The 26,662-nt window shown below is 66.7% G+C and carries 25 protein-coding genes, 1 tRNA gene and 1 pseudogene; 12 read left to right on the top strand and 15 right to left on the bottom strand.

Features of this window, described 5'->3' with window-relative positions:
- The 6 genes and pseudogenes from kasB to aceE all read right to left on the bottom strand — a co-directional run.
- A pseudogene (kasB, locus tag A5625_RS14850) lies at positions 1-748 on the bottom strand (3-oxoacyl-ACP synthase KasB); the annotation flags it as partial.
- Between the two features lie 81 nt (positions 749-829).
- Complete coding sequence (kasA, locus tag A5625_RS14845; protein WP_066994990.1) at positions 830-2,080, bottom strand: 3-oxoacyl-ACP synthase KasA; 1,251 nt, start codon at positions 2,078-2,080, stop codon at positions 830-832.
- Complete coding sequence (gene acpM / locus A5625_RS14840) at positions 2,077-2,424, bottom strand: meromycolate extension acyl carrier protein AcpM (RefSeq protein WP_007770614.1); 348 nt, start codon at positions 2,422-2,424, stop codon at positions 2,077-2,079. The genes kasA and acpM overlap by 4 nt, the downstream gene beginning before the upstream one ends.
- 86 nt (positions 2,425-2,510) lie before the next feature.
- Positions 2,511-3,419, bottom strand: coding sequence for an ACP S-malonyltransferase (locus A5625_RS14835; protein ID WP_066994987.1), 909 nt, complete (start codon positions 3,417-3,419; stop codon positions 2,511-2,513).
- Positions 3,420-3,562: 143 nt separating this feature from the next.
- A complete protein-coding gene (locus tag A5625_RS14830; RefSeq protein ID WP_066994984.1) occupies positions 3,563-4,885 on the bottom strand; it encodes a CdaR family transcriptional regulator in 1,323 nt (440 codons plus the stop codon).
- 207 nt (positions 4,886-5,092) lie between these two features.
- On the bottom strand, positions 5,093-7,882 hold the full coding sequence (gene aceE / locus A5625_RS14825; RefSeq protein WP_066994981.1) for a pyruvate dehydrogenase (acetyl-transferring), homodimeric type: 2,790 nt from the start codon (positions 7,880-7,882) through the stop codon (positions 5,093-5,095).
- Between the two features lie 183 nt (positions 7,883-8,065).
- Between aceE and A5625_RS14820 the strand changes: the two genes are divergently transcribed.
- The 7 genes from A5625_RS14820 to A5625_RS14790 all read left to right on the top strand — a co-directional run bounded on the left by A5625_RS14820 (position 8,066) and on the right by A5625_RS14790 (position 14,012).
- Complete coding sequence (locus tag A5625_RS14820) at positions 8,066-8,653, top strand: hypothetical protein (protein WP_066994993.1); 588 nt, start codon at positions 8,066-8,068, stop codon at positions 8,651-8,653.
- An 84-nt stretch (positions 8,654-8,737) separates the two neighbouring features.
- Entirely contained in the window at positions 8,738-9,160 is a 423-nt protein-coding gene (locus tag A5625_RS14815) for a DUF3052 domain-containing protein (RefSeq protein WP_066994978.1), read from the top strand.
- Positions 9,160-9,621, top strand: a complete 462-nt coding sequence (locus A5625_RS14810) for a peroxiredoxin (protein WP_066994975.1) — start codon at positions 9,160-9,162, stop codon at positions 9,619-9,621. Before A5625_RS14815 ends, A5625_RS14810 begins: the two co-directional genes overlap by 1 nt.
- A gap of 67 nt (positions 9,622-9,688) precedes the next feature.
- Positions 9,689-9,763 (top strand) — tRNA-Val (locus tag A5625_RS14805).
- Between the two features lie 36 nt (positions 9,764-9,799).
- Positions 9,800-10,834 (top strand): hypothetical protein, encoded by a 1,035-nt coding sequence (locus A5625_RS14800; protein WP_066994972.1) that lies wholly within the window; start codon positions 9,800-9,802, stop codon positions 10,832-10,834.
- Between the two features lie 966 nt (positions 10,835-11,800).
- Positions 11,801-12,757 carry a DUF732 domain-containing protein gene (locus A5625_RS30555; RefSeq protein WP_066994970.1) on the top strand — a complete coding sequence of 319 codons (957 nt, stop codon included), beginning with the start codon at positions 11,801-11,803 and terminating at the stop codon, positions 12,755-12,757.
- A gap of 136 nt (positions 12,758-12,893) precedes the next feature.
- The gene (locus A5625_RS14790) at positions 12,894-14,012 is read left to right on the top strand and encodes an epoxide hydrolase family protein (protein WP_066994967.1); all 1,119 of its coding nucleotides are present in this window, start codon (positions 12,894-12,896) and stop codon (positions 14,010-14,012) included.
- 5 nt (positions 14,013-14,017) lie between these two features.
- On the opposite strand, the gene A5625_RS14785 is transcribed toward A5625_RS14790, so the two are convergent.
- Positions 14,018-14,413 (bottom strand): VOC family protein, encoded by a 396-nt coding sequence (locus A5625_RS14785; RefSeq protein WP_066994964.1) that lies wholly within the window; start codon positions 14,411-14,413, stop codon positions 14,018-14,020.
- A gap of 30 nt (positions 14,414-14,443) precedes the next feature.
- Positions 14,444-15,259 (bottom strand): oxygenase MpaB family protein, encoded by an 816-nt coding sequence (locus A5625_RS14780; protein WP_066994962.1) that lies wholly within the window; start codon positions 15,257-15,259, stop codon positions 14,444-14,446.
- 346 nt (positions 15,260-15,605) lie between these two features.
- On the opposite strand from A5625_RS14780, the gene A5625_RS14775 reads away from it, so the two are divergent.
- The gene (locus tag A5625_RS14775; RefSeq protein ID WP_066994959.1) at positions 15,606-16,562 is read left to right on the top strand and encodes a cobalamin biosynthesis protein; all 957 of its coding nucleotides are present in this window, start codon (positions 15,606-15,608) and stop codon (positions 16,560-16,562) included.
- Here A5625_RS14775 and A5625_RS14770 read toward each other — a convergent pair.
- From A5625_RS14770 to A5625_RS14760, 3 genes are read right to left on the bottom strand one after another with little or no spacing between them, the layout of a single operon-like run.
- Positions 16,544-17,383, bottom strand: coding sequence for an SURF1 family protein (locus A5625_RS14770; RefSeq protein WP_066994957.1), 840 nt, complete (start codon positions 17,381-17,383; stop codon positions 16,544-16,546). The genes A5625_RS14775 and A5625_RS14770 overlap by 19 nt on opposite strands.
- Entirely contained in the window at positions 17,383-17,880 is a 498-nt protein-coding gene (locus tag A5625_RS14765; RefSeq protein ID WP_066994953.1) for a low molecular weight protein-tyrosine-phosphatase, read from the bottom strand. The genes A5625_RS14770 and A5625_RS14765 overlap by 1 nt, the downstream gene beginning before the upstream one ends.
- Positions 17,873-18,586: an HAD-IA family hydrolase gene (locus A5625_RS14760; RefSeq protein ID WP_197516112.1), complete on the bottom strand. Its 714-nt coding sequence runs from the start codon at positions 18,584-18,586 to the stop codon at positions 17,873-17,875. Before A5625_RS14760 ends, A5625_RS14765 begins: the two co-directional genes overlap by 8 nt.
- A gap of 90 nt (positions 18,587-18,676) precedes the next feature.
- Here A5625_RS14760 and cobC point away from each other — a divergent pair, with 90 nt between their 5' ends.
- The 4 genes from cobC to A5625_RS14740 are packed head-to-tail and all read left to right on the top strand — an operon-like array spanning position 18,677 to position 22,771.
- Positions 18,677-19,729 (top strand): Rv2231c family pyridoxal phosphate-dependent protein CobC, encoded by a 1,053-nt coding sequence (cobC, locus tag A5625_RS14755; protein ID WP_066994946.1) that lies wholly within the window; start codon positions 18,677-18,679, stop codon positions 19,727-19,729.
- Entirely contained in the window at positions 19,726-20,874 is a 1,149-nt protein-coding gene (locus tag A5625_RS14750) for a Nif3-like dinuclear metal center hexameric protein (protein WP_066994943.1), read from the top strand. Before cobC ends, A5625_RS14750 begins: the two co-directional genes overlap by 4 nt.
- Positions 20,871-21,608 carry a zinc ribbon domain-containing protein gene (locus tag A5625_RS14745; protein WP_066994941.1) on the top strand — a complete coding sequence of 246 codons (738 nt, stop codon included), beginning with the start codon at positions 20,871-20,873 and terminating at the stop codon, positions 21,606-21,608. The genes A5625_RS14750 and A5625_RS14745 overlap by 4 nt, the downstream gene beginning before the upstream one ends.
- Entirely contained in the window at positions 21,605-22,771 is a 1,167-nt protein-coding gene (locus A5625_RS14740) for a bifunctional RNase H/acid phosphatase (protein WP_066994937.1), read from the top strand. Before A5625_RS14745 ends, A5625_RS14740 begins: the two co-directional genes overlap by 4 nt.
- 3 nt (positions 22,772-22,774) lie before the next feature.
- On the opposite strand, the gene A5625_RS14735 is transcribed toward A5625_RS14740, so the two are convergent.
- The 4 genes from A5625_RS14735 to A5625_RS14720 form a co-directional block, all read right to left on the bottom strand.
- Entirely contained in the window at positions 22,775-24,727 is a 1,953-nt protein-coding gene (locus A5625_RS14735) for an aconitate hydratase (protein WP_066994934.1), read from the bottom strand.
- Between the two features lie 71 nt (positions 24,728-24,798).
- A complete protein-coding gene (locus A5625_RS14730) occupies positions 24,799-24,993 on the bottom strand; it encodes a ferredoxin (RefSeq protein ID WP_066994930.1) in 195 nt (64 codons plus the stop codon).
- Positions 24,990-26,168, bottom strand: coding sequence for a cytochrome P450 (locus tag A5625_RS14725; protein WP_066994927.1), 1,179 nt, complete (start codon positions 26,166-26,168; stop codon positions 24,990-24,992). The genes A5625_RS14730 and A5625_RS14725 overlap by 4 nt, the downstream gene beginning before the upstream one ends.
- 49 nt (positions 26,169-26,217) lie before the next feature.
- On the bottom strand, positions 26,218-26,662 hold a 445-nt coding region (locus A5625_RS14720; RefSeq protein WP_066989956.1), incomplete at its 5' end, for a helix-turn-helix domain-containing protein.

Raw genomic sequence — 26,662 nt, 5'->3', positions numbered from 1 at the left:
TTTCGATCACCATCAGTGCGCCGGCCTCGCCGAACACGAAGCCGGTGCGGTCGCGGTCGAACGGGCGGCAGGCACCCACCGGGTCGTCGTTCTTGGTGGACATCACGATGCGCATCTGGGCAAACGCCGCAATCGGCACCGCCTCGATCCGGGTTTCCACGCCGCCGCAGATGGCGATGTCGGCCTCGCCGAACACGATGTTGCGCCAGGCCTGCGCCACACCCTCGGAACCCGACGCGCACGCCGATATGGGCGTGATCACCCCGGCCTTGGCCTGGCGCTCCAGCCCCACCGCCGCCGAGGCGCCGTTGGGCATGTACTTCTGCACGCCGAGCGGAGAGACGGCCTTCATGCCACGAGCGCGCATGTCGTCGTAGCTGAAGACCATCTCTTCCGACGAACCCAAGCCGGTACCGATGGACACCATCAGCCGGTTCTTGTCGACCTCGGGAGAGCCGGCGTTCTCCCAGACCCGCCGGCCCAACACTGTCGACATCCGCTGCAGGTAGCCCGTCCGACGCAGCTCCACACGGGTCAACTGGCTGTCGAATTCCTCCAACAGATGCCCGCCGATGCGCACCGGCAGGTCAAACTCCTCGACGAACGGATCCTCGAGTTTGCGGATACCACTTTGGCTGTCCAGCAACAGCTTCCAGGTGGTATCGGCGTCAGTTGCCAGCGCGGTCGTCATGGCGATGCCAGTGACGACCACGTTCGGGAGCGTTTTCCCGGTAACCAGCTCTGTCATGGGTCTTGCGAACGTTCCTTCCAGATTTGTCCGGCTCCTCCGCGGGCCGGTCGCGGCCCGCGTTTTCGCCGGACGCCGAACTCAGTACCGCCCGAAGGCGAGTGCCACGTTGTGGCCACCGAAGCCGAACGAGTTGTTGATCGCGTAACGGAACTCGCCGTAACGAGGTTCACCCGCGACAACGTCCAAATCTATTTCGGGATCGGGGGTTTCGTAATTGAGTGTTGGCGGTATCACGCCGTCCCGAAGGCTCAATACCGTGAGAACAGATTCCAGCGCCCCGACGGCACCGATCGAGTGCCCCAGAGCTGACTTCGGCGCGTATACCGCTGCCTCTTGGCAACCGGCGACCCGAATGGCATTGGCCTCGGCGGTGTCACCGATCGGCGTCGCGGTGCCGTGCGCGTTGACGTGGTCAATGTCCTTGGGGGACAACCCCGCCAACTCGAGCGACCTCGTCATCGCCCGGCCCGCCCGCACACCGTCGGCGGCCGGAGCCACCATGTGGAAGGCATCCGAGGTGATGCCGGCACCCATTAATCGGGCCAGCGGCTTGGCGCCGCGTGCCTTGGCATGCTCCTCGGTCTCGATGAGCATCAGCGCCCCGGCCTCACCGAACACGAAGCCGTCGCGGTCCTTGTCGAACGGCCGCGATGCGCGCTCAGGCTCATCGTTGCGCGTCGACATGGCCCGCATCATCGAGAACGCCGCGATCGGCAGTGCCTCGATGGGGCCTTCGACACCGCCGCACACCGCGACGTCGGCGTCACCCATGACGATCTGACGCCAGGCGTGGGCGATTGCTTCGGAACCCGACGAACAGGCCGAAACCGGGGTGATCACCCCGGCGCGGGCGCCGAGCTGAAGTCCCACCACGGCCGCGGCGCCGTTGGGCATGATCATCTGAACCGCGAGCGGCGACACCTTGCGGGGGCCGCCCTCGTTCATCAGGTCGTAGCTCTCCACGATCCGTTCGGCGCCACCGAGCCCGGTGCCGACCACGACCGAGAACCGGTCGGGATCGAGCTCCGGGCTACCGGCGGTCTCCCACAACTGACCGCTGAGCAGCTTGGCCAGCCGCTGCACGTAGGACATGCGGCGCATGTCGAGCCTGCTCATCCGTTCGTCGATGGGCTCCTTGAGGTGTCCACCGATTTTGACGGGCAGGTCCCACTTGGTGATGAACTCGTCTTCGAGGACGTGGATGCCGCTTTCGCCGGCCAACAAACCCTTCCACGTGCTCTCGATGTCCGGCGCGATCGAAGTCGTCGCCGTGACGGCGGTTACCACAACGCTGGGGTAACCGCCATTAGCAGTGGAAGGCTTGCTCACTTGCTGTCCGCTTCCAGCCTCGACTTGACGTTGGCGACCGCCTCGGGGTTCTCGGTCTCCAGCTTGGCGCGCAACGCCTCGGCAGCTTCGGGGTTCTCTTCCTCGAGCTTCTGGATGTAGGAGACGACGTCACCGACGGTGCGCAGACCAGCGAGGTCTTCGTCGGGGATCTTGACGCCGTACTTGTCTTCGGTCTGCACGGCGATCTCGACCATCGACAGCGAGTCGATGTCCAGGTCGTCGACGAACGACTTCTCCGGGGTGACCTCGGAGGGCTCGATACCGGTTACCTCTTCGATGATCTCGGCGATACCGGCGATGATTTCTTCCTGGCTGACAGCCACAGCGTGTTCCCTTCGTAATGTGTTGTGTGTTAGTCGAATTGACGTGTTATGCGGTTGTACCGGGTATGCAACTGGCCGAGCTGGTTCTACAGCTCGGCCAACGCGTCCAGGTCTGCGGGCGACTTGACGGCGCGAGCCGTAACTCCCCGAAGTTCTCGTTTGGCGATACCGGTGAGAGCGCCCGCGGGTGGGAACTCCACGGCCGCAGTGACTTCCAGGTCACGCAGCGTCGCGGTGCACAGGTCCCAGCGCACCGGCTGGGTGAGCTGAGCGACCAGCGCCTCCATCGCCGCGGCCGCCGAGGCGACCGGCTTGCCGTCGCGGTTGGACAGCAGCGTGATGGTGGGCTCGGAAGTCTGAAGCGCGGCCGCGGCGGCGGCGTAGCCGTCCAGCGCCGAGGCCATGTACTTGGTGTGGAACGCTCCGGCCACACCGAGGGCGCGCACCCGGGCCTTCTCCGGCGGGTCTTCGGCCAGCTTCTCCAGCGCGGTCAACGATCCGGCGGCCACGATCTGCCCGGCGGCGTTGCGATTGGCGGGGAACAGGTCGAGTTGCTCGAGCCGGGCCAAGACCTCGGCCTCGTCGCCACCGAGCACCGCGGACATGCCGGTCGGCTCCGCGGCGCATGCCTTGGCCATCTCGGCGCCACGAGTGGCGGCCAGTGCGACGGCGTCGTCGGCGGCGATCACGCCGGCGATCGCGTAGGCGGCGATCTCTCCGACGGAGTGGCCGGCGACGACCAACTCGGTGTCCGACAGCAGGTCGCGCTTGGTCAGCTCCTGGTGGGCCAGCAGTGTGGCGGCCACGACCAGCGGCTGGGTGACCGCGGTGTCGGTGATCTCTTCGGTCGATGCGGTGGTGCCCAGGCGCACGAGGTCGAGGCCACTGGCCTTGGACCAGAGCGCCAACTGGTCAGCGGCGCCGGGGAGCTCCAGCCATGGCGAGAGCATCCCCTCGGTCTGCGAACCCTGTCCGGGCGCAAGCAATGCAATCACGTGTTTAAGAGAACACTGTGGAAACGGTTTTGGCGGGTGTAACAGATTATGAACCTCGTCTTAGGTTTTTGTGCACACCCTACAAAACAGCCCCGTAAGCTACGGGTTTGATATCGTCCCGCGACCTGTTGCCTGGATCACTGTCACCTCGTTTGTCCCGCCACAGCCCCTTTGACCGGCAACGGAACCGGCGGCATCACGTTGTTGGCGGCATTTGAGGGGCTGGTGGGATAGTTCAACTGGCCCACCGTCGCGGCCACTCGCAGCACATATGCATCCCGGGGCTGCATGGGATCACGGCCGGTGAAGTCGGTGATCCGCTTGAGTCGGTAGCGCACGGTGTTTGGATGAACGAACAACTTTCTGGCACAGGCCTCAATCGCGCCGCCACAATCTAAGTAAGCGTCAAGGGTCTCGATCAGGGTAGGACCCGCATCGGCCAGCGGGCCCATGACGTCGGTGTGCAGTGCGACGATCGCCGAGGCATCGCCCATCAGCGCGCGTTCGGGCAGCAGTTCGCGGGCCGGGACGGGGCGCGGCGCTCCGCGCCAGCCACCGACGGCGTTCATGCCGGATATGGCCTCGCTGGCGCTGTGGTAGGCCGCCGTCAGCATGGGTGCGGTGGGTCCGACGACCACCGGGCCGTCGGCGAACGCCACCAGCAGATCGCCCAGGAATTTGTCGGTTGGTGACAGTTGGCCGGACACGATAGCGACCAGCCAGGTGCCGTGCACGTCGGTGAGCGCCGCGCGGCCGTGGTGCGCGGCGATGTCGCGGACATGCTGGCTCGCACGCTCACTGTCGTCGGGGCCGGTCGACCCGTCCCGGCCGGGAGCCGGGGTGCCGACCACGACCGTCGCCGGGGCGGTGGTGTCCCAGTTCAGCGCCGCGGCCCGGGACAGCAGCTCGGGACCGGTGTCACCGCGGACCACCGCGTCGACCACGCTGGCCTCCATCCGGCTGTCCCACGTCCCGCGGGCTTCGGCCGCGTTGGCGTAGGCGGTGGCGGCGGTGAACGCCAGATCGCGGCTGTACTTGAGAATGCCCACCGTCAGCGCGGTCAACTGCTCTTCGGAGCGGGCCAGCAGCGGGACGACTTCCTCGAAGAAATCCATCGTGACGCGGGCCATGTCGACGCTGTGGCGCAACGCGATCCGGCGGGCGAGGTCCTGGGGCACCAATTCGAACGCCTGCGCGGTATGGCTGACGTTGCTGTGCGGGTCCTGCATCCACTCGGCGAAGTTGTTGATGGCCGTCTGCACCACCAACGCCATGCTGGCCCGCTGGGATGCTTCCAGGTCGCCGAAGAATGGCAACCGATCCTGCATGACCGAGACCGCTTCGGTGGCCAGCCGCCCGGAGTACTGCTTCAACCGCCGCAGGACGGAGTCCGGCACCGTGTCGAGCATCTCCAATGGCGATCGGGGTTGCTTGGCGAACGGACCGGCGAAGGGGTTGTCATTCACCCCTAAAAGCTACGCGATATTTCTGGAACATTCCGCCAAAAGTGGGGTGTGGCGCTCTTAAGGCCGTGCCACGACTCTCTGGCCGCGAGCGATGAGGCTCTTAAGGTCGCCTCATAGTGCGGTGGGCGCAATGTCCGAGTGTGCGGCCCGCCGCACCCTCGGCGCCGACCGTGCGGCGGGCCGCACAGTCGGCGCTCGGCCGGCGCGTTAGGCCACGCCGGGATCCGACGTCTGTTCCGGGGCGGCCTGCACGTCGTCGATCTTGTACTGCCGGGCGGCGGCGATCGGCACCGACGGGTCGATCTCCCCGTCGCGGGCCAGCGCCTCGAGCACCGCGACCACCTGCGACTCGGCGTCGGTGTTGAAGTACCGCCGCGCCGCGGGCCGGGTGTCGGAGAAGCCGAACCCGTCGGTGCCCAGGGTGACGAAAGTGCCCGGCACCCAGGGTCGGATCTGCTCGGGAACCGCACGCATCCAGTCCGAGACGGCGATGACCGGGCCGGTGGCGTCGGAGAGGGCCTGGGTGACGTACGGAACACCGGCCCGCTGGTCCGGATGGCGCAGCCGCGCCCTGTCCACCGCCACGCCGTCGCGGTTCAATTCGCTCCAGCTGGTCACCGACCACACATCGGCCGCCACGTCCCACTCCGCGGCCAGCATCTCTGCGGCTTTCAGCGCGGACGGCATCGCCACCCCTGACGCCAGGATCTGCGCCTTGTTCGCCCGCTGTTCGGTGGCGACGTGGTAGCGGTAAAGGCCGCGCAGCAGGCCCTCCGGATCGAAGTTCTCCGGCTCGGGGGGCTGCACGTACGGCTCGTTGTAGACGGTGATGTAGAAAAACACGTCCTCGGGGTTCTCCCCGAACATCCGGGCCAACCCGCTTTCCACGATGTAGGCGATTTCGTAGGCGAACGCCGGGTCGTAGACGACCGCCGCCGGGTTGGTGTTGGCCAACAGCAGCGAGTGACCGTCGGCGTGTTGCAGGCCCTCGCCGGTCAGCGTGGTGCGTCCCGCGGTCGCGCCGAGCAGAAAGCCGCGCGTCATCTGGTCGGCGGCGGCCCACAGGCCGTCACCCGTGCGCTGGAAGCCGAACATCGAATAGAAGATGTAGATCGGGATCATCGGCTCGTTGTGGGTGGCATACGACGTGCCCGCCGCGATGAAACTCGCCACCGACCCGGCTTCGTTGATGCCCTCGTGCAGGATCTGGCCGACTTCGCTTTCCTTGTATGCCAGCATCAGCTCGGCGTCCACCGCGGTGTATAGCTGGCCGTTGCGGTTGTATATCTTCAGCGACGGGAACCACGAGTCCATGCCGAAGGTGCGCGCTTCGTCGGGGATGATCGGCACGATTCGCGGGCCGACTTCCTTGTCCCGCAACACTTCTTTGAAGGTTCGCACCGTCGCCATCGTGGTGGCCACCTCCTGCGTTCCCGATCCCTTCTTCAGCGCGGCGTAGATGTCGCGGCTCGGCAGCCGCAACGCCTTGGCCTTGGTCCGGCGCTCGGGCAGAAAGCCGCCGAGGGTGCGCCGGCGGTCGACCATGTAGCGGATCTCCTCGGCGTCCGAGCCGGGGTGGTAGTACGGCGGCAGGTAGGGATCCTCTTCGAGCTGAGCGTCGCTGATCGGAATTCGGATCGCGTCGCGGAAGTCCTTGAGGTCTTGCAGCGCAAGCTTTTTCATCTGATGGGTGGCGTTGCGGCCCTGGAAATGCGCACCCAACGAATAGCCCTTGATGGTCTTGGCCAAGATCACCGTCGGCTGACCCTTGTGGTCGACGGCGGCCCGATAGGCGGCGTAGACCTTGCGATAGTCGTGGCCGCCGCGCTTGAGATTCCAGATCTCGGAATCGGTCATGTTCTCCACGAGCGCTTTGGTGCGCGGATCGCGGCCGAAGAAGTGGTCGCGCACGTAGGCGCCGTCATTGGCCTTGTAGGTCTGGTAGTCGCCGTCGGGCGTGGTATTCATCAGGTTCACCAGCGCGCCGTCCCGGTCGGCGTGCAACAGGGCATCCCACTCGCGGCCCCACACCACCTTGATGACGTTCCAGCCGGCGCCGCGGAAGAACGACTCCAGTTCCTGGATGATCTTGCCGTTGCCGCGTACCGGGCCGTCCAGGCGCTGCAGGTTGCAGTTGACGACGAACGTCAGGTTGTCCAGGCCCTCCAGCGCCGCGACGTGTGCCAGGCCGCGACTCTCCGGCTCGTCCATCTCGCCGTCGCCCAAAAAGCACCACACGTGCTGGTCGGAGGTGTCCTTTAGACCGCGATCGTGCAGGTAGTGGTTGAACCGCGCCTGGTAGATGGCGTTGAGCGGGCCCAGGCCCATCGACACCGTGGGAAACTCCCAGAAGTCGGGCATCAGCCGCGGGTGCGGGTAGGACGGCAACCCGCCGCCGGCATGGCTGTGCTCCTGGCGGAAGCCGTCCAGCCGATCGGCGGTCAGCCGGCCCTCCAGGAAGGCGCGCGCATAGATGCCCGGCGATGCGTGGCCCTGGATGAACACCTGGTCCCCGCCACCGGGATGCGATTTGCCGCGGAAGAAGTGGTTGAAGCCGACCTCGTACAGCGCCGCCGACGACGCATAGGTCGAAATGTGGCCGCCCACACCGACTCCCGGACGCTGGGCGCGATGCACCATGATGGCCGCGTTCCAGCGTATCCATGCCCGGTAGCGCCGTTCGACGTCCTCGTCGCCGGGGAACCACGGCTCCAGTTCGGTCGGAATGGTGTTGACGTAATCCGTTGACGTCAGCGCCGGGATGGCGACTCGCTGCTCGCCGGCCCGTTCCAGCAACCGCAGCATCAGATAGCGGGCCCGCGACGGGCCGGACCGCTCCAGCAGTTCATCGAAGGACTCCAGCCACTCCGACGTCTCTTCGGGATCGATGTCGGGCAGGTAGGAAGCCACCCCTTCGCGGATCACCCGGACGCGGTCGGGTTCGGTTGCGCCGGTGGGGTTTGTGGCCAGATCGTGGCGCACGAATTCGGTTGTCAACGCACTACTCCTGTTGTTGGAGGGATGTGTGCCTAATGGGTGGGTCGCACCCTCCCACCATCGTGCCGCACCGCTGTTGCGGGCGGATAGCCGACGTCTGGTAGGCCGACCCGGGTTCAGCTGGCGAAGCTCAACTCGGCGTGTATGGGGCACGTGCACAAGCCACCCGGTAACGTCAGGCCTGTGCTCATCCGGTGGCGTGCCGTACCTCAGATGCAGGTGGGAGCTTTCTCCCGGCGCGGGGCCTTGGCGCTGGGCTGTGTCGCCGCGGCGCTGATGGGCATCGTGGGGTGCACCTCGGTCACCAACGGCACGGCAACGCCCGACACCAAAGTGGCTCCGGCCTACCGGCAGTCGGTGTCCGCCTCGGTGTCGGCGTCCTCGGCCACGTCGAGCGTCCGGGAATCCCAGCGGCAACAGTCGCTGACCACCAGGGCGGTGCGCACCGCCTGCGCCACGCTGATCACCACCAGCAAGAACGCGATCGACAAGACCAACGAATTCGTCAAGGCGTTCAACGCGGGAACCGGCACCGGCCCGACCGAAGGCCCGGCCATCGATGCGCTCAACGACAGCGCCACCACGGTAGGCAACAGCTTCAGTGATGCGATGTCGCAGCAGATCAAGGACGCGTTCAACGCCTACATCGACGCCGCGCGGGCGGTGGCCAACGCCATCGGCACCCACGCGGGGACATCCGAATTCAACAAACGGGTCGACCAACTCAACGACACGAAAAAGAACGCAGTAAAACTGTGCCTGGCAACCTAGAGATACGGAAGTATGGACCGGGTTCTAGCTGTGCGACGATAATCCCCAATCGCATAGCGCGCGGATATTGAAGGAGGCTCCACGGTGGTCGCGGCGGATCACGCCCCGAGCTACGCTCGCAAACTGGGCATCCAACGGGACCAAGTTGTCCAGGAGTGGGGCTGGGACGAAGACACCGATGACGAGATTCGCGCCGATGTCGAGGAAGCGTGCGGCAGCGACTTGCTCGACGAGGACACCGACGAGGTAGTCGACGTCGTGCTGCTGTGGTGGCGAGACGGTGACGGCGACCTGGTGGACACCCTGATGGACGCGATCAGCCCGCTGGCCGAAGACGGCGTGATCTGGGTGCTGACGCCCAAGACCGGCAAGCCCGGTCACGTGCTGCCGGCCGAGATCGCCGAGGCCGCTCCCACCGCCGGTTTGATGCCGACCTCGTCGGTCAACCTGGGGGACTGGAGCGCCAGCCGGTTGGTACAGCCCAAATCTCGGGCCGGGAAGCGTTGATGCTGTCCGTCGGTACCGCCGCCCCTGATTTCACTTTGCGCGACCAGAACCAACAGCGAGTCACGCTGAGCTCATACCGGGACGCCAAGAACGTTCTGCTGGTGTTCTTCCCGCTGGCGTTCACCGGGATCTGCCAGGGCGAGCTGGATCGGCTGCGGGACCACCTGCCCGATTTCGAAAACGACGACAGCGCGGCGCTGGCCATCTCGGTGGGTCCGCCGCCCACCCACCGGGTCTGGGCGCTGGACAGCGGCTTCACCTTTCCGGTGTTGTCGGATTTCTGGCCGCATGGCGCGGTCAGCCAGAGCTACGGCGTGTTCAACGAGGACGCCGGCTACTCCAACCGCGGGACGTTCGTCGTCGACCGGTCCGGGATCATTCGGTTTGCCGAGATGAAACAGCCCGGCGAGTCCCGCGACCAGCGGCTCTGGACCGATGCCCTGGCGGCCTTACGGGCCTGAGCGGGCCCGGAGAGGGGCTGGAAATTTTGGGAACTTGGCCTTCGGACGTGTAGCCTGCCCGGGGCACGGGCGCGTAGCTCAGTGGTAGAGCTCTGGTTTTACACACCAGCGGTCGGCGGTTCGATACCGTCCGCGCCCACCAGCGTTTGGCCGCTTGGCGCGCGGGTAGGCGAAGACGATGCCAAACGAGCCATCGTCGATCTTGCTTGTCGCCGATCCCGGCGCGCCTGCGGCGATTGCCGAACGTCTGTCCGATTCGCTGCCTGACGCGCTCACGGACTGGGCTCCCGCAGACGACAAGTGGGATGTCTCTGTGCGCCGTCACGCCTACCCGATCGGCGAGCATGCCGAAGTCTCAGACGTGGTCGGCACCATCGACCCCGGTAGCGAGACGGAAGACATTGTCATCTCCCTGACGGACCTGCCTCGACGTCAGGGCACGGCGCCGGTAATAGCCGACATCAGCGTGTCTGGCCGACTCGGGGTGATTTCCATTCCCGGCGTCGGTGGCGTGTTCATCGATCGCCGGGTGAGGAACTTGGCGCGGACCGTCGTGGCCGAGTTGACGGACAAGTCGGGCAAGCACAATCCTTCGATGAAGCGGCTGATGCGGACACAGGACGACGATGTTGTCCGCTACGTCGCGCCGACAGCCCTGTCACGTCTGCGGCTGCTGGTCGGGATGGTTTACGCGAATCGACCCTGGCGACTGGTCACGGGCATGTCGAAGGTGATGATGGCGGCGTTCGCCACTGGGGCAGTAAGCCTTGCATATCCGACGATTTGGCAGCTCTCCGACACTATGGGCCCCTGGCGATTGAGCACAGCAACGATCTTGGCGACTGCAGCGCTGATCGCCTGGCTCGTCATCGAACACAAGATATGGGAACGCCCGCATTCGGCCGACGAACGTGAACGGGCGGTGTTGCACAACGCTTCTACTGTCGTCACCCTGCTAATCGGCGTGATGATTTTCCACGCTGGGTTGTTCCTCCTGCTGCTGCTGACCGCATGGTGGACGCTTCCTCCGCAAATGGTCGCGAAAAACATCGGCCATCCCGTCAGCCTCTCAACCTTGTTGCTGATGTCCTGGCTGGTGGCGGCGATAGCCACGTTGGGCGGAGCTTTGGGCTCGGGGATGGAGGATGACGACACCGTGAAGGCGGCGGCGTATGGAGTTCGACAACGCCAGCGATTCGACCAAACCAACTGACGTACGGTCCGCTATCCTGCCGACGTCCGACGGCCTAGATCAGCCGCTGCCGCCGACGTGCGTGAGGTTTCCGGACAAGTACATGTGTCCGAGTGGTGATTCTCCCGCCAGCAAGGAGCGGACAATCCCGGGGTGTTGGTTACCCGCGCACTAAAGACCGCTGTCAGGCGCGAACTCGAGCGGCGATATGCGCCACGGGTTTGAACGCGCGCAACGGAACTCACGGACAACTCAGTGAGAAAGCTTCCCTCGCAGCATCAGGGCACCTTCGTCAAGCCCGAGGGCAATAGTCGCCACCTTGAACGTGCCGCGACGGTCGGCAGCCGACACGGTGCGATTTCAATGGAGATTGGAACCTGCGGCGCCGGAACAGATCCCGCGCTCTTTTACTTCGCCGGAGCGGGCGAAGGTCGTCAATATACAAGCGCCCTCGATCTCTCAGGTATGACTCGAAAACTGTTGCGGCATAGGTTCTCTGTTCGATTCGGGGGCGCTCCGCAAGGTGCGAGTTAGCTTTTCGCATAACGGGTCAGCATTTCGCTTGTGGATTAACAGAAAACGTTCAGCAAGGACTCAGGCTATTACCATATTCCGCGTCGGAAGTGCGGCGATACGATATCGGTATGCCGTTGGCCAGCGGCGAATCATTTGCTGGACACGCCATCCTGCGGCAGCCGAGATGTAGAGGGATGGGCAAGGCCCACCCCGCCCACCATCCGAGGTCATCCCGCCGCGACGCGCGCCCCCCGAGGATCTTGCTGATCAAATCGAGGGCAGTGTGCCGGGGAATTCGCTTGCAGGGCTTTGGAATAGGCAGCCGCCGCCTTACCGCGGCACCTCAGCCGGTGTCGCCAGGTCGCGCGTCCGGTCAGCCCGCACCAGCCCCGCAGCTACCCACATCTGTGGCGTAGATCAATATCCAAAGCCCGTCAGCTGACGGGCTCTTCAAGAAATGGAAATCCTGTCATGTTTATCGGCATCACCAGGTTCACCGGCATCATCAGCCACGCCGGTGTCCTGGTAACCGCCATCGTGTTGTTAAGCGGCGCTGCGGTTCTGCGCGGCGGCGCAGCATCGGCTGACTCAAACGAAGACGACCACTTCCTGGCATTACTCGATCAAGAAGGCATCCCCGCCCTCGAAGGCGTGCCGAGTCTGGTCGACACAGCCCATAAGGTGTGTCGTGCATTGAATGCCGGCATTCCGGCGGACCGCGTGGTGAAAGCGATGGTCGACTATGCGGAGACCAACGATCCGCCCGAGCGGCTATTCGCCCCTGGCCGCCTCGCACGCACCGAAGGGCGATTCATCACTGCGGCGGTGGGGGCTTACTGCCCATACGACCGAAGCAAGATCGCTTTGATCGTCACCGATCCCGCGTCGCGATGGACTGACCCAGCGCACCGGAGTGCCGATGATCTTCGCAGTGCGGTCAACTCACGAGACGAGCTGCGCGAACCACATTTCTGGCCCGCCGACGCCCTGGCGGTGGGCCACTCCGGAGGTTACCGGCCGGTGCATGGCGCGGCGCTCACCTCGCAGATCGGACCGCTTCCCGCCGGCGAGGTCACCCAGCCGGACCCGCCGCAGGTTCCGGCGCCACCACCGCCGGTGGCGCACCTCCAAACACCACCCCGGCCGATCGCGGCTCCGCCTCGACCACAACTGGTGCTGCCACGACCACAACAGCCGCCACCTCCTCCCGCCGTCGCGCCGCAACCCGGAGCCGCACCCGGCAATGGCGACGGTGGCGTCGGCGGTGGCCTGCCAGCGGAACCGGCGCCCGCGCCGCCCGAGGCGCCACCGCCCGCGCCGCCCGCGCCGCCCGAGGCGTCACCGCCCGCGCCGCTAGCGCCTCCGGTGCCGCCGCCCGCGTCGCCGGCGCCACCCATGGCGCCGGGCTTTGTCCGGCTCGCACCCTGAGACAACGAGCGCAGCACACCCGACCGGCAACCGCCGCTACGACACCCGGCGCCGCCGGTTCCGGCCGCCCGCACGGGGCTCACCCCACCGGCGGGGTGTGTGCGGTGGTGTTCGCCCCCGGGGGCACTATGAACGCGTGAAACCGTTCCGCATCCACGTTCCCGACGACGTTCTCGACGATCTGCGATCGCGGCTGGCCCGCACTCGGTGGCCAGAGGCCGAATGCGTGGACGACTGGAGCCAGGGCATGCCCCTGGCCTACACCCGCGAACTGGCCGACTATTGGGCCAACGACTACGACTGGCGATCGCGCGAGGCCGCACTGAACCGCTTCGATCAGTTCACCACCGAGATCGACGGGCTCGACATCCATTTCATCCATCAGCGGTCACCGCACGACGACGCCCTCCCGCTGGTGATCACCCACGGCTGGCCGGGCTCGATTGTGGAGTTTCACAAGGTAATCGAGCCATTGACCAACCCCGCCTCGGGGCGCGCCGAGGACGCCTTCCACGTCGTCTGTCCGTCGCTGCCGGGTTATGGGTTCTCCGGAAAACCCTCTACCGCCGGTTGGGGCGTGGAAAAGATCGCCGAGGCATGGGAAACCCTCATGCTGCGTCTGGGCTATGAGCGCTACGGCGCCCAGGGCGGCGACTGGGGCGCCGCGGTCACCACGCAGATCGGCCGCAACCGTGGTCACTGCGCGGCCATCCACCTGAACATGCCGGTCGGCAGGCCGACCAAGGACTCGCTGGCCAATCCCACCGAGCAGGAGCAACGAGCGTTGGCCGGGTTGGCCAACCACCGCAAATGGGGCACCGGCTATTCCAAGCAGCAGTCCACCCGGCCGCAAACGTTGGGCTACGGATTGGCCGATTCACCGGTCGGGCAGCTCGCCTGGATTGTCGAAAAGTTCTGGGACTGGGCGGATTGCGACGGGCACCCCGAGAACGCCCTGAGCCGCGACGAATTGCTCGACAACGTGATGGTCTATTGGGTGACCAACACCGCCGCGTCCTCGGCCCGCCTGTATTGGGAGAGCTTTGCGGTGTGGGGCGGCGGGGATCGCGTCGAATTGCCCACCGGCATAGCGTCTTTCCCCGGGGAGTTGCTCAAGGCGCCGCGCAGCTGGTGCGAGCCGGTCTACAACATCACGCACTGGACGGACATGCCGCGCGGCGGACATTTCGCGGCGTTCGAACAACCGGAGCTGTTCGTCGAGGATCTGCGCGCGTTTTTTGCGACGGTGCGCTGAGCCGATCAGCCGGGCGGGGCGAAGAACTCCAGTGCGATACCGTCGGGGTCGCGAAAACTCAAGCCCGAACCGTAGGGCGCATCCACGATGCCGCCGTGCTCGATGCCCAATTCGCCCAGCCGGGTGACCCAGTTCTCCAGCTCGGCGCGGCTGGCGCAACCGAAGCCGACGTGGTCGAGGCCGACGCGATGTTCGCTGAACTCTTCGTCGGGCGCCGGGTGGTCGTGCTGGTGAATGCCGAACACCGTGCCGCCGTCGAGCATCCACACCCGGTGGTGAAAACCCGCGTCAGTGTGCTCGTCGAGGATCGGATCGGCGCCGAGCAGCTCGCGGTACCACCGGCCGCTGATCTCGATGTCGCGCACCGTGATCGCAACGTGGTTGAGCGCTGGAAATGTCATGCCTTGCCACGCTAGTCCGCCCTGCGGGGTCTAGACGATCCGCCGGCCCTGTCGCGCCCGAGATCGCATGTCCCACAAGTAGAGCCGGTACCCGAAGATCCAGGCCGAGTGCGGGATCAACCGGTCGGCCAACCGCAGTGCGGACAGCAGCCACCTGAAGCGGCGCTGCTGGGCAGGCGTCCAGTCCAGCTGCATCAACGCCCGGAACTCCGGAGCCAAAAACCCCGTCGTCGCGAACAGGTTCAACGGACCGGCCACCACCCGCAACGGCCATGGCAGAAACACCAACGACGCCACACCGTGCAGGTGCTCGCGCACCGGAGGGTCGATGCGCAGCTCGTCGAGGGAGCGTTTCCAATACTCGTCGAACGCGGCCCGATCGGCTGGCCACATCCCCTCGGGCACTTGCAGCGTGGTGCCCAGCCGCCTGGCGTCGGTATAGACGGCGTCGGCCGTCGCAGCATCCAACGGGCCGTACAGGAACTCGTGCTGATCGACGAAGTACCGGTACAGGCATGCCGCCACCCACAGCTGCAACTTCGGGTCAAAAGCGTTGTAGGACACCGGACTTGATGACGTCGACCGGACCTGCCGGTGGGCGCCGTCGACCGCCGCGCAGATCAGCGCCCGGTCGTAGTCGGTCCCGATGGTCGCGGCGGCCAGATACGTGCCGGTGGTGCGGGCGCGCTTGAACGGATGCTGGTAGACGTTGCCGCTGTCCACCGGGCTTTCCAGCACGCCATAGCCGACGCCGGGCAACGACAACTGCATGATGACGTTCGCGGCGGGCAACAATGTTGCCGCCGGGTTCAGCAGGTCGGCGACCCGGGTCGCCCGCCGCTTCATCGCAGACCTCGCCTGTTGGGGCTCATGACTTCGAGTAGACCATCGCCGGATCGGCACGATCAACGATCTGCGTGTTATATCCGGCCAAGAACCGGCACGCTCGGCCGGATGAGCGCTGAACCCGGAAATTCAAGTCCTCCCGACCCGCCGAATCTGTCACCCGGCGGGAAATGGGGGGTCGCCACGTCGACGAGTCCTCAGATGACACGCGCCGCCGGGCAAGTTCAAATATGGATTCGGGCTGTGGTGGACGCTGGCCAGCCTGACTGTGCTGGTCATCGTCGTGGTGATCCTGGCGGTGGCCTAGTCGAAGAGGCGATGCCATCCGGTGTGAGACGCTGCCGAGGTGGTTGCGACGCAGGCCCGAATCGCGGGCGTGGTGATCGGCTATCTGGCCGACCGCGCGCTGGGCGACCCGCGACGGGGTCATCCGGTCGCGCTGTTCGGCCAAGCCGCGGCCGCGCTGGAGAATGTGACCTACCGGGACAGCCGGATCGCCGGCGCGGCCCATGTCGGCGCGTTGATTCCGGTGCTGGGCCTGCTCGGCATCGCCGCGCAACGGGCCGCCGGGCGGCGCGGCCTGCCGTGGTCGATCGCGGTGATCGCCGCGGCCACCTGGGTCTCATCGGGTGGAACCTCGTTGACGCGGGCCGGCCTGGCCATGTCGGAGTTGCTGGGACGCGGCGACGTCGAGGCGGCGCGCAGGCTGCTGCCGTCGCTGTGTGGGCGTGATCCGGCGTCGCTGGACGCCGGGGGGCTGACCCGCGCGTCGCTGGAATCGGTCGCGGAGAACACCTCCGATGCCCAGGTGGCGCCGCTGCTGTACGCGGCGGTCGGTGGCGCGCCCGCGGTGCTGGTGTACCGCGGCATCAACACGTTGGACTCGATGGTGGGCTACCGCTCGCCGCGCTATCTGCGCTTCGGTTGGGCCGCAGCGAGGTTGGATGACATCGCCAACTATGCGGCCGCGCGGATGACGGCGTCGCTGGTGGTGCTGCTGGCCCCTGTGGTCGGCGGATCACCATCCGGTGCGGTGCGGGCCTGGCGTCGTGATGCCGCCCGTCATCCCAGCCCCAACGCCGGCGTCGTCGAAGCGGCCTTCGCCGGGGCGCTGGGAGTGCGCCTGGGTGGTCCCACGCAATACCGCCATGAGTTGCAGATCCGGCCCACACTCGGCGATGGCCGCGATCCCACGGTGACCGACCTGCGGCGCGCGGTGACGCTGTCGTCGCTGGTGCAGGCGGGCGCCGTGGTGGTGGCCGGGCTGTCGATCTATCTGTCGGGTTACCGTCGGCGGCCGTAGCGGTCGGCCAGTTTGGCCTCCACAGTCTGCGGCGCCTCCACCCCGGGCGCCGTCTCCGCGGCGGGTGAGCTCCGCTGTAGCTTCTCCTGGCGGCGGGCGCGAATCTCGGAGTAGGCGAAATAGCCCAACCCGATCGGGGCGAGGATGCCGAACGCGATCCACTGGATGCCGTACGACAGGAACGGGCCGGCGTCGAGTTGGGGCACGCCGACCACGCCGAGCCCGCCGGGCTGGCCCTCCACCAGCTGCAGGTAGGACCCGGCCAGCGCGACCTTGGTCAGCACCGCGACCTGTTCGGTGTCGATCGAATACACCTGCTGCACACCGTCTCCCACGAACGGGTCCTTACCCGGGGCGGCGGGCTCGGAGTTGCGCAACCGCGCGGTGATGGTCACGCTCTGCGCGGGCGGGCGGGGGATCGGCGGGACATGAGAGCCCTCCAGCGGCCGCACGTACCCGCGGTCGACCAGCACGGTCGGTCCGTCGTCGACGACGAATGGCGCCAGCACCTCGAACGCCGGTTTGGAGTCGATGACCCGCAGCCGGGCCAGCACCTGGACGTCGGGCAGGTAGTGCCCGGTTGCGGTGACTTGGCGCCATTGCGCATCCGGAGCCGCTGAATTCTGTTGCGGCAGAAGTGTTTTTAGTGGAACCGGGGTGGTGTTCAGGGAAGATTCGATCTGGCGGTTCTGTTGCGACGTTCGGCTGTGCTTCCCCAGCTGCCACGGCGCGAGCACCGTAAAGCACAGATACGCGAAGGCGATGACCACCACCGCCAGCGCTATCCAACCTGGACGTAGCAGAAAGGCCAACCGGCGCATCAAGGCGACCCGTTCTGCGCAAGTTGTTCATCGACCCAGTCATGCAGGCCCGGCAGCGCGGCCTCGATGACGGTGTACACGCGTTCGAAGTCTTCTGTGTCGCCGTAGTAGGGATCGTCGACGTCGGGGGTGTGGGCACCGGTGCGCGGATCGAAAGACCGCAGCATCCGGACGCGGTCCTCGTCGGCGCCCAGATGTCGCAGCATCCGGGCGTGGTTGCGGTCCAGCGCCACCACCAAGTCGGCCCCCAGGTGATGGGCGTCGACCTGCGTGGCGCGGTGCTCGTATGGGTAGCCGTGGGCGCGCAGCACACCAGCGGCCCGCTCGTCGGCGCACTCGCCCACATGCCAGTTACCGGTGCCGGCGCTGCTCACCCGCACCGCCTCGGCCAGACCCCGACGGCGCAGCTGGTCGGCGAACATCTTTTCGGCCATCACCGAACGGCAGATGTTGCCGGTGCACACGAACGTGACATGCAGTGGCTCGCGATCAGACACCCAGCGCCCTCCGTAGTTCGTCGATGGTGGCGGCGTGCGTCACGCCGTCGGGCCCCGAGGCAGTGTCGCTGCCGGGGTTAGGATCAGGGAAGTCGGCCTGGCCGTAACCCCAGCCGACCACCACGGTGTCGATGCCGTGGGCGGCCGCGCCGTGCACGTCGTGGCTGCGGTCACCGACCATCAACACCCGCTCGGGCAGCGGCTCCAGCTGCGACAGGGCATGGGCCAGCACCTCGACCTTGGCCTTGCGCGAACCGTCCGGACTCGCCCCGGCGATGACCTCAAAATGCTGGTCGAGCCCGAAATGGGCGAGGATGCGCCGCGCCGTCGGTTCCAGCTTGGAGGTGGCCACCGCCAGCCGGACGCCGGCGGCACGCAGATCCACCAGCAGTGACTCGATCCCGTCGAACAGCGCGTTCATCGCCCAGCCCCGGCTGCCGTACTCGGCGCGAAACGCCGCGATCGCCTCCTCGGCGTCGTCGCCGAGCTCCATGGATCGGAAGGTGTCGTCCATCGGCGGGCCGACGATCTGCGCGACGAGGTCGCCGGGCGGTGTGGGGGCGCCGATGTGGTTGAGCGCATGCAAAAAGCTGGCGACGATCCCTTCCGCGGAGTCGGTCAGCGTGCCGTCGAGATCGAAGATCACCAGCTGCGCCCCACCCGAGGAGGCGGGGGCCTGGCGATCTGTTGACACTGTGCCTGTCACCTCACCATTGTCCTTGATGGCCGCGGCCGAGTGAGACCGTGTTGCCGATGCTCGTCCGGCGGGCCCGGCCGGCGCACTAGTGTTTCACGGATGGCGAGTCTGAACCTGAGCCCGCCTGCGGCGCACTACCACGGTGATCAGGCCGTCGCGCCCGGGATGCTGGATTTCGCCGTCAACGTCCGGCACGGCCAACCGCCGCAGTGGCTGTTGCGCCGGCTGGCTGAGCGGCTGCCCGATCTGGCGCGCTACCCGAGCCTCGACGACGTTCACCGGGCACAGGACGCGGCCGCCGAGCGACACGGCCGGACCCGCGACGAGGTGCTGCCGCTGGCCGGAGTGGCCGAGGCGTTCGCCCTGCTCAGCAACCTGCGTCCGCAGCGAGCGGCGATCATTGCACCGGCGTTCACCGAGCCGGCCGTGGCGCTGACCGCGGCGGGAGTGCCGGTGCACCACGTGGTGCTGGGGCCGCCCTTCGGCCTGGACGGTGCGACCGTCCCCGACGACGCCGACCTCGTCGTGGTGGGCAATCCGACTAATCCCACCTCCGTGCTGCACACCCGCGAACAGTTGCTGGCGTTACGTCGGCCCGGCCGGATCCTGGTGGTCGACGAGGCGTTCGCCGATTCGATTCCCGGCGAGCCGCAATCGCTGGCCGGTGCCGCGCTGCCCGACGTGCTGGTGCTGCGCAGCTTGACCAAGACCTGGGCGCTGGCCGGACTGCGGGTGGGCTACGCGCTGGGTGCTGCGGAGGTGTTGGCGCGGCTGACCGCGCAGCGGGCGCACTGGCCGGTGGGGACGCTGCAACTGACGGCCATCGCCGAATGCTGCGGCCGGCAGGCCGTCGGCGAGGCGGCGGCCGGGGCGGCGCGACTGCTTCAGCTGCGCGCCGAGATGGTGGACGGCTTGGCGTCGGTGGGAGCCGAGGTGACCGCCGGGCAGGCCCCGTTCGTGCTGTTTCGCACACCCGAGGCCGCTCGGCTACGAAAAACTCTGCATGACAGGGGAATTGCCATTCGCCGCTGTGATACGTTCGTCGGCTTGGACGAGCGGTACCTGCGGGCCGCGGTGCGCCGCGAGTGGCCGCTGCTGGCGCAAGCGATTTCGGAGGCGGCCACGCCGCACAGCATCGGGAGGCAGCGGTGAGCGTGAAGCTGGCCGATGTCATCGCGGTCCTCGATGAGGCCTACCCGCCGCGGCTGGCCGAACCATGGGATTCGGTGGGCCTGGTGTGCGGCGACCCCGACGACGCGCTGCGATCGGTGACCGTCGCAGTCGACGCGACACCGGCGGTCGTCGACGAAGTCCCCGAGGCGAGCCTGTTGCTGGCCCATCACCCACTGCTGTTGCGCGGGGTGGACACCGTGGCGGCCAGCACCCCCAAGGGTGCACTGGTGCACCGCTTGATCCAGACCGGGCGTGCACTGTTTACCGCGCACACCAATGCCGACTCGGCCCGACCGGGTGTGTCCGATGCGCTGGCCGCCGCTCTCGGCCTCACCGTCGAGTCCGTGCTGGAGCCTTCGGCGGCCGCATCCGACATCGACAAGTGGGTCGTCTACGTGCCGAGCGAGAGCGCGGAAGCGGTGCGCGAGGCGGTGTTTGCGGCCGGAGCCGGACATATCGGTGACTATTCGCATTGCAGCTGGAGCGTCAGCGGTATCGGGCAGTTCCTGCCCCACGACGGCGCGTCGCCCGCGGTGGGCAGCGTGGGCAATGTCGAGCGGGTGGCCGAAGACCGGTTCGAGGTGGTCGCACCCGCCCGGGCCCGGTCCGCGGTGCTGGCGGCGATGCGCGCCGCCCACCCCTACGAGGAGCCGGCCTTCGACATCTTCGCGCTGGTGCCCCCGCCCAGCGATACCGGGTTGGGCCGTATCGCCACGCTGGCACGCCCGGAACCGTTGGGCAGCTTCGTCTCCCGAGTGAGGGCCGCGCTGCCGCGGACATCCTGGGGAGTGCGAGCGGCTGGGGATCCCGACATGCCGGTGTCTCGGGTCGCGGTCTGCGGTGGCGCCGGGGATTCGTTGCTGTCTGCTGCGGCCGGTGCCGGGGTGCAGGCCTACGTCACGGCGGACCTGCGGCACCACCCCGCCGACGAGCATCGGCGGGCCTCTGATGTCGCTTTGGTCGATGTGGCACATTGGGCAAGTGAATTCCCGTGGTGTGAACAGGCTGCCGACTTGCTGCGGTCGCGTTTTGGTGCGGAGCTCCCGGTGCGGGTGAGCTCGATCCGCACCGACCCTTGGAATGTCGAGCACGTTGGCAACGAGCCCGGGGGTGGAAAATTATGAAAGCCGAAGTAGCGCAGCAACGTTCATTGCTCGAGTTGTCCAAGTTGGATGCCGAGCTGTCCCGCATCGCGCATCGGGCCACGCATCTGCCGGAGCAGGAGGCTTGCGAGCGGTTGCAGGTCGAATACGACGCCGTCGGTGATCGGCTGGCCACGGTGCGCATCGCGGTGGAAGACATCGATGCTCAGGTGTCGCGGCTCGAGGCCGAGATCGAGGCGGTGCGTCAGCGCGAAGACCGCGACCGCGCGCTGCTGCAGTCGGGAGCGACCGACGCCAAGCAACTGTCGGATCTCCAGCACGAGCTGGAGACCTTGCAGCGTCGTCAAACCAGCCTGGAGGATTCGCTGCTGGAGGTGATGGAACGGCGCGAGGAGCTGCAATCCCAGCTGGACGGTGAGCAGCAGGCGCTCAAGTCGCTCGAGGCCGACATGGACAGCGCGCGCCAAGCCCTCGACGCCGCTGTCGCCGAGATCAGCGAGGCCCGTGAGCTTCACTCGTCGCGGCGTGATTCGCTGAGCGCCGCACTGGATCCGGCCCTGTCCTCCCTCTACGAACGGCAGCGCGCCGGGGGAGGTCCGGGTGCCGCGCAGCTGATGGGCCGTCGGTGCGGGGCCTGCCGGCTCGAGATCGACCGCGGTGAGCTGTCCCGCATCTCGGCGGCAGCCGACGACGATGTGGTGCGCTGCCCGGAATGCGGCGCGATTCTGCTGCGGGTCAAGGGTTTTGATCAGTGAAGGTCGTCATCGAAGCCGACGGCGGATCACGCGGCAACCCCGGGCCGGCCGGGTACGGCGCGGTGGTGTGGACGGCGGACCGCGCGACCGTACTGGCCGAGAACAAGCAGGCCATCGGTCGCGCGACCAACAACGTTGCCGAATACCGGGGTCTGATCGCCGGTTTGGACGACGCACTGAATCTGGGTGCCACCGAGGCCGCGGTATATCTGGATTCCAAGCTGTTGGTGGAACAGATGTCCGGGCGGTGGAAAGTCAAGCACCCCGACCTGATCGAGTTGCACGCCGAGGCCCGAAGCCGGGCAAGGCGGTTCGAGAAGATCAGCTACTCGTGGATTCCGCGGGAGCGCAACACCCATGCCGATCGGCTTGCCAACGAGGCGATGGACGCCGCAGCCGAGGTCGATGATGCAGCCGAAAAGCCCGAGCCGACGGCACAATCCGAACCCGCGGCACAACCCGAAGCTGCGCTGAAATCCGAACCGATGCCCGGCGCGGCCGGCGCCGAGTCCGCGGCAACCCCGTCGGCGCCCGGCTGGACCGGCGCTCGGGGCACCCCGACCCGGTTGCTGTTGCTGCGGCACGGCCAGACGGAGTTATCGGTGCAGCACCGCTATTCCGGACGCGGCAACCCGGCGCTGACCGAGGTGGGACGGCGCCAGGGCGATGCGGCGGCGCGGTATCTGGCCCAGCGCGGCGGGATTTCGGCGGTATACGCCTCCCCGCTGCAACGTGCCTACGACACCGCGGCGGCGGCCGCCAAGGCGCTGGGCCTGGATGTGACCGTCGACGACGACTTGATCGAGACCGACTTCGGGGCCTGGGAGGGACTGACGTTCGCCGAGGCCGCCGAGCGTGACCCCGAACTGCACCGCCGCTGGTTGCGCGACACCAGCACCCCGCCGCCGGGCGGTGAGAGCTTCGACGCGGCCGCCGAACGGATATCGAAGGCCCGTGAACGGATCATCGCCGCGCACGCCGGCACGACGGTGCTGTTGGTATCACACGTGACACCGATCAAGATGCTGCTGCGCGAGGCGCTGGATGCCGGGCCCGGCATCTTATACCGATTGCACCTCGACCTGGCATCGCTGAGTATCGCCGAATTCTATTCCGACGGAGCGTCTTCAGTGCGTCTGGTAAATCAGACGGCCTATCTGTAAACGTCACTCCTGCTTTTGGTTGAGTCGCGGGATCAACCCGCCGGCCAACACATCCTTGACTTGTCGTGGCGAAAGTCGTTGGCGCACAGCGAAAGACGATTCCTTGCTCACATTGTCGACCTGCAGGGCATCCTCTTCGCCGAGCGCATGCAGATTTTGGATGCGCAGGGTGTCGTCTTGGTCAACCGAGTCGTAGTCATCGGGATTTTCGAACTCGAGCGCCAAAATGCCATAGTTGGCCAGGTTTTGCCAGTGGATACGGGCGAAGGACTTGGCGATGACAACGCGCAACCCGAGGTAGCGCGGTGCGATCGCGGCGTGCTCACGCGAGGAGCCTTGGCCATAGTTCTCCCCGGCAACGATGATGTGCCCACCGTCGCCGGCCTGCTGCGCCCGCTCGGGGTAGGAGTCGTCGACCCGGGTGAAGCTGAACATTGCGAGCTTCGGGATGTTGGACCGAAGCGGGAGCGCCTGCACGCCGGCCGGTGAGATTTCGTCGGTGGAGATGTTGTCGCCGACCTTGAGCAGCACCGGCGCCTCGATTTCGTCCGGCAGCGGTGACAATTCGGGCAGGCTGGAGATGTTCGGCCCCTTCACGGGTTCGACCTGTTGTGCCTCCTCGGCGTCCGGGGGTGGCACCAGCATTGCGATGTTGACCGAGTTGCGTTCGGGCAGATCGAGTTTCGGATAGTCCATCTGCTCCGCTTTGGCCCAGTCCCGCGGATCGGTGATCACGCCCGTAAGCGCCGATACCGCGGCGGTCTCGGGCGAGCACAGCCAGACCGCATCCTCTTTGGTGCCAGACCGGCCTGGGAAGTTGCGGGGCATGGTGCGCAGCGAGTTGCGACCGACCGCGGGAGCCTGGCCCATGCCGATGCAGCCCATGCAGCCTGCCTGGTGGATGCGCGCGCCGGCCTCCACCAGCTTCAGCGTCGCGCCCATCTTGGTCAGGTCGGCCAGGATCTCGCGCGACGTCGGGTTGATGTCGAAACTGACCTGCGGGGCCGTCTGGCGTCCCGCCACGATCGCGGCCGCGATCGCGAAATCGCGCAGCCCGGGGTTGGCGCTGGAACCGATCACCGACTGGGCGATCTCCTCGCCGGCTACCTCGCGCACCGGTACCACGTTGCCAGGGGACGACGGTTTGGCGATCAGCGGCTCGATCTGCGACAAGTCGATGCTGTCCTCGACGTCGTAGCCCGCGTCGTCGTCGGCCAGCAACTCTGTCCAGTCATCCTCGCGTCCCTCGGCGCGCAGGAATTCGCGAACAGCCTCGTCGCTGGGAAACACTGTGGTGGTGGCGCCGAGTTCGGCTCCCATGTTCGCGATGACGTGGCGGTCCATTGCCGTCAGGCTCGTCACGCCGGGACCGTAATACTCGATGATCCGGTTCACCCCGCCCTTGACGTCGTGGCGGCGCAGCATTTCCAGGATGACGTCTTTGGCCGAACACCACTCGGGCAACTCACCCTCAAGCCGCACACCCCATATCTCGGGCATCCTGATGTGCAGTGGCCGCCCGCTGATCGCGAGCGCCACCTCGAGACCGCCGACGCCGATCGCAAGCATGCCCAGCGACCCGGCCGCCGGAGTGTGCGAGTCGGAGCCCACCATCGTCTTGCCGGGGATGCCGAAGCGCTGCATATGGGTTGGGTGCGACACACCGTTGCCCGGTTTGGAGAACCACAAACCGAAGCGTTGCGCCGCGGTGCGCAGGTACTCGTGATCTTCGGCGTTCTTCTCATCGCCCTGCAGCAGGTTGTGGTCGACATACTGCACGCTCACCTCGGTGCGGGCGCGGTCGAGCCCGAGCGCCTCGAGTTCCTGCATCACCAGCGTGCCGGTCGCGTCCTGGGTCAACGTCTGATCGATGCGGATCGCGATCTCTTCGCCCGGCGACATCTCCCCGGACTCCAGATGTGAGCTGATCAGCTTGTGAGCGACATTCATGGCCATACCCGGGGTTACCCCGCTACGGCTGGTTTTACTGCGATTGCGATAGCCGACCTAGGTCGCCGGCCCCACGTTCAAGGAGTCAGCGTGATCGCGCGTTCCGGGCAATTTCGCTCGGCGGTAACGGCCTGCGATTCCAGCTCGCCGGAGACCTCGTCGACGAGCACCAGGGAGTGGCCGGCTTCGTCGGCGTCGAAGACGTCGGGCGCCAGGGTGTAGCAGCGTCCGTGCCCGGTGCATTTGTCGGCGTCGACGGAAACGCGGGTCATGGCACCGGATAGACCAGCGGCAGCGACTCCACCGATCGCAACGCCGCGGTGTAGGTGAGCTCGGTGCCGGGCTTGATCTGGTAATCGGGTATGCGCCGGTGGAATTCACGCAAGGCCACCCGCAGCTCCATGCGGGCCAAGTGCGAGCCGAGGCAGCGGTGCGGGCCTCCGCCGAAAGCCCGGTGCCGGTTGGGGTTTCGGGTGAAGTCCACCAGCTCGGGATCGGGGAACTCGGCCGGGTCGGTGTTCGCCGCACCCAGTAACGGGCTGACCCGTTCGCCCTTGCTGATCGGGCACCCGCCCACCTCGACGTCCTGGATGGCGACCCGGGCGACGCCTGGCACCGGTGTCTCCCAGCGCAACAACTCCTCGACGGCGCCGGGCAGGACGTCGGGCTGGTCGACGAGTTGGTGACGGTGGTCGGAGTGGCGCGCCAGATACACGAAGAAGCAGTCGAGCGAGTCGGTGACCGTGTCCAGTCCGGCGATGAGGAACAGGAAGCAGATGTCCAGCAGCTCGTCGCGCGATAGTGGTTGGCCGCCCCCGTCTTTGAAGTTCGCCGCGATCATCGCGGACAGCACATCGTCGCGTGGGTTGGCGATGTGGTCGTCGATGGCGCGGTCGAAGTATTGGTAAATCTGTTGCGCCACGCCCGCGGAGCTTTCGTGGCGGCGGTCGAAACCCGAGTCGCCCTCGGGGCGGATCACACCGTCCTTCCACACCAGGAATTGGCCGAGATCTTCCAGCGGCAGGCCGAGCAGCTGCAAAAAGACGGTGCAGGGCAGCGGCACCGCGAACTCGGCGTGGAAGTCGCATTCGCCACGGTCGGCGAATCGATCGATCATCTCGTTGACCAGCTCGGTGACGCGTGGTTCGCGTCGGGCCATCTCTCGCGGAGTGAACAGCGGATCGAGGATGCGACGGTACTTCGCATGTTCGGGCGGATCGATCTGCAGCGGAATCAGCGGCCGCACGTTGCCCAGATCGACAGCATCCATGTTCGACGAGAACAGCTCGGTGTGTTTGAGCGCCATTTCGATATCGGCCAGCCGGCTGAGCACAACCGCCTGCGGCGACCGGAACACGGGGCTGGATTCGCGCAGCGCCTTGTACATCGGTTGCGGCTCGGCGACCCCGGTCACCGTTTGGTCGACGAAACTCTCGGCTTCTGTCATTTGGTCAGCCTGGCACCGACGTCCCCGGGGGGCAATGGTCTGAGCCGGATCAACTGTGCAGGTGAAGCCGCTCGCCGTGCGGTCCGAAGATCACGATGGCTTCGACCGGCTCGCGGACCACCCCGAACCAGTGCGGCGTCCACGTCGAGAACTCGACGGCTTGGCCCGGGCCGATGGTGAAGTCGCGCTCGCCCAGGATCAGCCGCATCCGGCCGGCAAGCACATACATCCAGTCCTGCCCCTCGTGTACCGGCAGGTCGGTGGGCGGGGTGCGGCGCCGCGCGCTGACCCGGATCTTGAAGGCGTGCAGTCCGCTGGCGGGGCCCTGGCGGGTCAGCGGCCAATAGGTGACGCCGTGGTGGGTGTGCGCGGTGCCGCGCACCCGCGGGTCTTGCGTCGGCGCCGCCTGCAACAGCTCGTCGGTGCTGACTGACAGGGCACGTGCCAGCCGTGGCAGGTGATCCAATGCCAACCGGCGTTTCCCGGATTCGAGG

It is taken from the genome of Mycobacterium sp. 1465703.0 (assembly GCF_001672975.1).
Lineage (GTDB): Bacteria > Actinomycetota > Actinomycetes > Mycobacteriales > Mycobacteriaceae > Mycobacterium.
The sequence above is the reverse complement of the archived record's forward strand: the minus strand, read 5'-3'. Positions and strand labels throughout refer to the sequence as shown.